This window comes from Pseudomonas fluorescens (assembly GCF_902497895.1).
Classification (GTDB): Bacteria; Pseudomonadota; Gammaproteobacteria; order Pseudomonadales; family Pseudomonadaceae; genus Aquipseudomonas; species Aquipseudomonas fluorescens_BP.
Map to the genome: position 1 here is coordinate 1 of NZ_CABVHQ010000131.1, position 5,033 is coordinate 5,033.

At 52.8% G+C, this 5,033-nt stretch carries 5 protein-coding genes; all 5 read left to right on the forward strand.

The window, feature by feature from the left end:
• Positions 1–107: 107 nt before the first annotated feature.
• Positions 108–1,667 carry a sugar ABC transporter ATP-binding protein gene (locus F8N21_RS29840; protein ID WP_150645539.1) on the forward strand — a complete coding sequence of 520 codons (1,560 nt, stop codon included), beginning with the start codon at positions 108–110 and terminating at the stop codon, positions 1,665–1,667.
• Positions 1,664–2,686 (forward strand): ABC transporter permease subunit, encoded by a 1,023-nt coding sequence (locus tag F8N21_RS29845; protein WP_150645540.1) that lies wholly within the window; start codon positions 1,664–1,666, stop codon positions 2,684–2,686. The genes F8N21_RS29840 and F8N21_RS29845 overlap by 4 nt, the downstream gene beginning before the upstream one ends.
• A 50-nt stretch (positions 2,687–2,736) precedes the next feature.
• On the forward strand, positions 2,737–3,663 hold the full coding sequence (locus tag F8N21_RS29850) for an ABC transporter substrate-binding protein (RefSeq protein WP_150645541.1): 927 nt from the start codon (positions 2,737–2,739) through the stop codon (positions 3,661–3,663).
• Positions 3,664–3,819: 156 nt separating this feature from the next.
• On the forward strand, positions 3,820–4,479 hold the full coding sequence (locus F8N21_RS29855; protein WP_150645542.1) for a nucleoside/nucleotide kinase family protein: 660 nt from the start codon (positions 3,820–3,822) through the stop codon (positions 4,477–4,479).
• Positions 4,480–4,578: 99 nt separating this feature from the next.
• The coding region (locus F8N21_RS29860) for a PfkB family carbohydrate kinase (protein ID WP_224788319.1) at positions 4,579–5,033 on the forward strand (455 nt) is incomplete at its 3' end.

Consider the following 5,033-nt stretch of genomic DNA (forward strand, 5'->3'; position numbering starts at 1 on the left):
AGGAAAGCGCTTGCGCAAGCGCTTTCCTTTCGGCTATGTTTCTCAAACAAGAACACCGATGAGAGGTTTCACTGCTTCTCAAATCGGTAGATAAGGAGTTGACCGCTATGCTGAGCACTGGATCTGAAAGTCCACCTCTTGCCCTATTGGAAATGCGTTCCATCTCGAAGTCATTCAATGGAGTGCGCGTCCTGCATGACATTGACCTCAGTATTTTCCCTGGACAAATCCACGCGCTGATGGGCGAAAACGGCGCCGGAAAATCCACTCTGATGAAAATACTGTCGGGAGCCTATGTCGCCGACAGTGGCACTATCCGAATCGACGGATGTGATATTCGAAACTATGGCCTGAACGATGCCAAGCGCCATGGCATATCAGTCATCTATCAAGAGCTCAGCTTGTGCGCGAATATGAGCGTGGTGGAGAACATCTACCTCGGTAGAGAGATTCGACGATGTGGGGTTATAAACCACAAGGCAATGACCGAAGGCGCGCACGTTGTACTAAAGCGACTTGGCGTCACATTTGATCCGCACGCGCTGGTCGGCACCTTGTCGATTGCGGACCAACAACTTGTTGAAATCGCCCGGGCAATTCATGCCGATACGCGAATCCTGGTGATGGACGAGCCGACAACGCCGCTCTCTTCAAAAGAGACCGAAAGTCTTTTTACGTTGATTCGCCAGCTACGTAATGATGGCGTCGCGATCATCTATATCAGCCATCGAATGGCTGAGATATACGCATTGTCCGATTTTGTTTCGGTACTGCGAGACGGTCGTTACATTGGTTCGCTGGATCGCGTCACGCTGTCAGCTGAAACCTTGGTCCGGATGATGGTTGGCCGCGATGTTTCCGGTTTCTACGCCCATGAGCGTTCTTCGTGCTCTTATGAGAAACCGATACTACGTGTTCGCAGCCTTACAGATGGCTTCAAGATTCAAGATTGCAGTTTCGATCTGTATGCCGGCGAAATTCTCGGGATTGCAGGCCTGGTGGGTTCTGGAAGAACCGAACTTGCCCGATTAATCGCAGGTGTCGATGCGTACTCAGGCGGAAAGATTGAAATGGACGGCGAAGTTGTAGTCATACGCTCTCCTCGCGATGCAGGTAATGCAGGCATCGCCTATCTGACAGAAGACCGCAAAGCACTGGGCCTTTTTCTCGACATGAGTGTCCACGACAATATCAATGTCTGTGTGTTGGGAAGTGATGCTCGATTGGCCGGTTTTGTCGACCGAACGGCCGGAACTGGACGCGCCGAACAAGCAATCCAGGCACTCAATATCAAAGCGTCCTCAGATATCAATGTCGGAGCGCTGTCTGGAGGCAACCAGCAAAAGGTTTTGCTGGCTCGCCTGCTTGAGATGAAGCCCAGAGTGTTGTTCCTCGACGAGCCTACATCGGGTGTCGACATTGGGGCTAAAACAGAAATATATAAAATTATTAATGCATTAGCCGCATCCGGCGTTTGTGTAGTGATGATTTCAAGTGAACTACCAGAGATCGTTGGAATTGCTGACCGTGTATTGGTCATGTGTGAAGGTAAACTTGTCACCGAACTCGGTGGCCACAGCGGTCTTGATATCACACCTGAAGCCATTATCGCGTTTGCCACAGGCAGCGACAGGTTGACTCTAGCCAACGGAGACTTAGTCCAATGACTTCCCCACTGCAAAGCAAAGTAGTAAGTGACTTCACCACGCCTGGTGTACGAAGCATCGCCGGAGCGACCCCGCAGGATAAAATGCGCCAACTAATGAGGGTGGCGGGCATGCTGCCCGTGTTGTTACTCCTTTGTGTGGGCTTTAGCCTGATGAGCGAGAGCTTTTTCTCGGTCCAGAACTTCTCGGTCATCAGTCAGCAAGCCTCTATCAATGTGGTATTGGCGTCAGGTCTGACTTTCGTGATTTTGACCGGTGGCATCGACCTTTCGGTTGGTTCGATTCTGGCTGTTTGCGCAGTAGTGTCGCTATTGGTATCGCAAGTTCCGGGGTTTGCTCCCCTGGCCATCTCTGCGGGGCTTGGAGTCGGACTGCTGCTAGGGCTCGTCAATGGTGTATTGGTGGCTTTTGGCAAGCTACCTGCGTTTATAGTCACGCTAGGCGGATTGACTGCGATGCGTGGAATCGCACGCCTCATCGGCGAAGACAAAACGGTTTTCAATCCCGACCTATCTTTTGCCTACATTGGAAACGAGACGTTGTTCGGGGTGCCATGGCTGGTTGTAATCGCGTTGGTAGTGGTTACTCTTTCGTGGGTTATTCTTCGACGGACGGTTTTAGGCGTACAGATTTACGCAGTGGGCGGCAATCCTGAGGCCGCACGGTTGTCGGGAATCAAGGTCTGGAAAGTCCTGTTATTTGTTTATGCCCTATCCGGTTTGTTGGCAGGTGTGGGGGCCATCATGACTTCCGCTCGACTGATGGCTGCCAACGGACTGCAAATGGGACAGTCTTATGAGCTCGACGCTATCGCCGCCGTTATCCTGGGAGGCACACGCTTTACAGGCGGTGTCGGCACCATCGTCGGTACGCTAATTGGCGCCCTGATTATCGCTACACTTTCCAATGGCCTGATATTGCTGGGAGTTTCGGATATCTGGCAATACATCATCAAAGGTGTTGTCATCATCGGAGCGGTAGCCCTCGATCGCTTTCGGCAGTCAGGCGCACGAACCTGAATCATATATAAAATTACCCCCCCGCACTCCAATAATAAGAGACAGTCCTCATGAAAAAAATAATATTTACCGCTGTTTGTACACTACTGGCATTTAGCACCGCTCAAGCGCGAGAGTTGAAATCCGTCGGGATAACGGTTGGCTCGCTGGGTAATCCTTATTTCGTAGCGATGGTAGATGGCGCCAAAGCCGAGACACTGCATATCAATCCAGCAGCAAAATTTATCTCAGTGTCGGCAGATTACGATTTGAATAAGCAGTTCACTCAGATCGATAACTTCATTTCTTCGGGCGTAGACTTGATTCTTGTCAACGCCGTCGACCCCGTAGCCATCGCGCCTGCGATTGCGAAAGCAAGGAAGGCAGGCATAGTGGTTGTGGGAGTAGATGTTATGGTGCAAGGTGCCAACGCCCTGGTACAGACAGATAACGTCGAAGCCGGCAGGATTGTATGTCAGTACATTTCTGAAAAGCTCGGTGGCAAGGGTAACGTTATTATCCAGAATGGTACGCAGACTTCAGCAGTCCTGGACCGAGTCAATGGCTGTAAGAGTGTTTTCGCGCAGGCACCCGATATCAAGGTACTGTCTGATAATCAGGATGCCAAAGGCTCGCGCGAAGGTGGCTACAGCGTGATGCAAGGCGACTTGACTCGCTTTGCAAAAATCGACGCGGTGTTCGCGATCAATGATCCCCAGGCCATAGGTGCAGACCTGGCAGCAAAACAACTCAAGCGCAAAGGCATCATTATCGCATCGGTGGATGGGGCTCCCGATATAGAGACTGCGCTCAAAAGCGATACACAGATCCAGGCATCTGCCTCCCAGTCCCCTTGGGGCCAGGCACAACAGGCCGTAACGATGGGTAACGACCTGCTGAATGGCAAACCCCTGGAAAGCACAACGGTACTGCTTCAACCCTCACTTGTAACCCGAACCAATGTCATGGAGTACAAAGGCTGGCAAGCTGGCCACTGAGCGGTTGAGTCAAGTGACATAGGGGTCCCTGGCCCCATCTGTAATGCGGGGAATGGCTGTTGATCCTGTTGTAGCTATATATCCACACGTGTTATTCAGGCTCCACGTATCTCGCTACGGGAAGCCTGAACGACGCCTGCTGACGAGAGATTTGGCATGCTTACCAAAGCAGACACAATAGTAGGCACAGAGCTACTCAACTACGTTAAAGCTCTGTCTGGTAATCGAATTGTCGTTGCGCTGGCGGGGCCGCCTGGTGCCGGTAAGTCCACCGTCTCCGAGGCCTTGGTTGAGGCCCTTAATAGCGTTATGCCGGGGAGCGCGGCTGTCATTCCCGGGGATGGCTTTCATTACGATGACGCGGTTCTGAGATCCTTGAACCTTTTAGATCGTAAGGGCTCTCCCGATACATTCGATGTGGGTGGCTTCAGGAATCTGCTGCTGCGGCTTCGTGCGAACAACGAACCCGCGGTTGCCGTTCCGGTATTCGATCGAATCCTGGAGATATCCCGTGCTGCAGGACGATTGATTTCCTCTGATGTGAAATATCTCATCGTGGAAGGAAACTACCTTCTATTAGACCTCGCCCCATGGTCGTCCTTGAGAGACTGTTTTGACGCCACCATTATGCTGCAGGTTGACCGCAAAACCCTGGAAGCGCGACTGCTTGATCGATGGCGATCATTGGGTTTCGATGAGTCTGATTCCTATGAAAAAGTTCGTCGCAACGACCTTCCGAATGCCGAAATTGTGATGTCGGCCAGCAATATCGCTGACTTCACGATCACCGATGAAGAACCCGTTTCGATATCGTGAACACCCCGGTGGTCTGCACCGAACAAAGCGAAGCCGCCTGTCAACAGGCCTACGAACGCTATCAACAACCTGTAGCGAACCTTTAAAGAGCGAACGACTATGTATCTGGTATGTGGCGAAGCGCTGTTCGATTTCTTCAGTGAAAACGACGCCAGCGCTCAAGTTTCAAAAGTGAACTACAAAGCGATTGCCGGCGGTTCGCCATTCAACGTCGCCGTCGGGCTGCGGCGCCTGGGCATCGACGTGGCGCTGTTCGCCGGGTTGTCCACCGACTACCTGGGCCGGCGTTTACAGCAAGTGCTGCAGGAGGAAGGCGTGCGCCCGGACTACCTGGAGGACTTCGATGCACCGACCACCCTGGCCATGGTCGCCGTCGGTGCCGATGGCTCGCCGCATTACAGCTTCCGCGGCGAAGGCTGCGCCGATCGCCAGCTGTTGCCGGGGCATTTGCCTGAGTTGGGCCCTGAGGTGCGCGGGTTGCATATCGGCTCGTTCTCGCTGGTGGTGCAGCCGATTGCCGACACCCTGCTGGCCCTGGTCCGCCGCGAAAGCGG

What these genes read in the sequence shown, in the direction of transcription:
- F8N21_RS29840 (WP_150645539.1), top strand. Translation starts at nt 108, where the DNA reads ATGCTGAGCACTGGATCTGAAAGTCCACCTCTTGCCCTATTGGAAATG.
- F8N21_RS29845 (WP_150645540.1), top strand. Translation starts at nt 1,664, where the DNA reads ATGACTTCCCCACTGCAAAGCAAAGTAGTAAGTGACTTCACCACGCCT.
- F8N21_RS29850 (WP_150645541.1), top strand. Translation starts at nt 2,737, where the DNA reads ATGAAAAAAATAATATTTACCGCTGTTTGTACACTACTGGCATTTAGC.
- F8N21_RS29855 (WP_150645542.1), top strand. Translation starts at nt 3,820, where the DNA reads ATGCTTACCAAAGCAGACACAATAGTAGGCACAGAGCTACTCAACTAC.